General features: G+C 45.9%; 2 protein-coding genes. Both read right to left on the bottom strand.

Features of this window, described 5'->3' with window-relative positions; all coding sequences use genetic code 11:
• Nucleotides 1-197: 197 nt before the first annotated feature.
• Complete coding sequence (locus BBW68_RS13765; protein ID WP_070135780.1) at nucleotides 198-407, bottom strand: type II toxin-antitoxin system Phd/YefM family antitoxin; 210 nt, start codon at nucleotides 405-407, stop codon at nucleotides 198-200.
• Nucleotides 408-540: 133 nt separating this feature from the next.
• A complete protein-coding gene (locus tag BBW68_RS13760) occupies nucleotides 541-1,869 on the bottom strand; it encodes an LPD7 domain-containing protein (protein WP_245675278.1) in 1,329 nt (442 codons plus the stop codon).
• Nucleotides 1,870-1,978: the final 109 nt, after the last annotated feature.

The following is a 1,978-nucleotide window of genomic DNA, read 5'->3' as shown; positions in this document are numbered from 1 at the left end:
GACGCTATTACCGGGAACGTCCCACCCGTAAGAATTCGTAAACCAGCGTAATCTAGCACGATCCATCAAGCGGATCAATTCAGCCGTGATAACGCTGTACTTCTAACTACTTGTTTTAAAGACATTAGTCTCACTTTTAATGAGGTTCATGACCGTCAAACATAATCAAAGGATCAACCAAAGATCCTTTTCTTCAATCAGTTACTAACTGCTTTAAGCTTACTTTTTGCGTCTTCAAGCTCTTGCAGCAACTCGCCATATTCCTTTGCTGGGATGCAGTAAAATACTGGTTCATTGTTACTCAGGATGGCAATCGCCTCACCATTCCCGGCTCTCACACACTCAACAGGTCTTCTTCTGAACTCAGTAACACTAACTGAGCTGCGACTAAGTATTGTTTGAAGCATGTGTGTATTCCTCTACATTACAGCGAACACAATTAGCTTAATCACAAAAACACTCCTGATCAAGTACATAATTCCCACCATGATATTGATCACAGAAAAAAGGTCAGGTTTCCCTAGCCTTGCGAAATCAAATTCATGCCATTTCTGGCCCATCAAAATCCCTGTTACGCTTTGTTTTTTGTCCCTCTGCTTTCTGGGGTTCCTGAACTTTTTCCACCAGGAGTTTGTAGAACTCATCCCCCTTAACGCCAGGATTAGCTTTTTTCATCTCTCTCTCAAGTCGAGCAAAACTTGTACCCGCTGGTTGAATCTGCTGCCACTTTATGTATTCATCCCGATAGTGAATATTTTCTCTAACCGGCATCTTCTCAGTCGCCAGATGGGGTTTATCAATATCGGAAGTGGCCGCTTTTTTAGATCCTGGGGAAGCAGATTTTGACAGACTGGTTGCCTGCCAAATGTTACGAACAGCTTCACGGGTGGAAAACTTGCCCTGCTCATCCCGGACCCTGACCTGAACAGGTTTTGACTCTTTCAGATCCAGAGCGATTTCCTGACCTCTCCGGAATCCCTTAAGGGCATCTTTCAGGCCAACCCCCCACTGTGTCGATTCCTGGCCTTCTTTATCTTTCAGAACAATATAATAACTGTCGCTGTTACCTTCCTTATGAAGGTATGGCGCGGCTCCGTGCTTAACAATTTTACCTTCAAGGTGATTAACCGAACGGTATAACGGCTCATCATCAATATTTCCTGAACCAGCAGGCGCGGACTGCTCTTCTTCCTTAGCAACAGCGCTATTTTCCCGGCTGACAGTGCGTTCAGCACCACCAATGGTAAATGCCGAGTCACTGCTGCGGGATTGCTGTTCTCTCGCTTTCAGCAGCTCTGCGCGACGAAGTTCAAGTGCTTCATTCATTTTTTTGTCAGTAAAATGGATATCCAGCCCTTTTTCCGCGACAACGTTTACAACCATGTCTTTAAACTTCTGCGAACCTTTGATATCGAGGGTGCTGCCGAAACGTCCTTGAGCCAGCTCCAGCGCTACGGCCACACTGTCACTACTCAGGCCATTTTTCCGCATTGTAATCAGCTTGCCTGTATCGACAAACAATGTTTTATCACTGGTTTTGTCGAGATAATGAACATGGCCTTTACGGGTTCGCTTTGTATATAAATTGCTTGCGTCGAGATGTTTTTCAACGGCTTTCCTCGACTCTTCCGCTACTTTCGAATAGTTAACAGGGTTACGCAGTTTATCGATCACTCGCGCAAAACGGCCTTTTGCTTCCTGCTTTTCTTCCAGCTCCGGACCGCTGATAGTAAACCCAGCGGGTTTATTATCATCATTCCTGAGCATATCCCGTATTTCTTTACTCCCCATGTTATATTCCTCATTTTTATTGAACGTAGCACGCCTGTGGCGTGAGCGGCGCTGCTGCGCCGCTTCGGGTGTTTGCATGACCGGCGCTCCGCTTTATACTCTGCTCCATGCATATCCCCCGTCCCGCTAAACTTCTTTAAACTTCTTTTCACCGTCGATGACGGCTAGAACCGCTACCTCGAAAAAC

The sequence above is a fragment of the Candidatus Erwinia dacicola genome (assembly GCF_001756855.1).
Taxonomy (GTDB): Bacteria; Pseudomonadota; Gammaproteobacteria; order Enterobacterales; family Enterobacteriaceae; genus Erwinia; species Erwinia dacicola.
The sequence above is the reverse complement of the archived record's forward strand: the minus strand, read 5'-3'. Positions and strand labels throughout refer to the sequence as shown.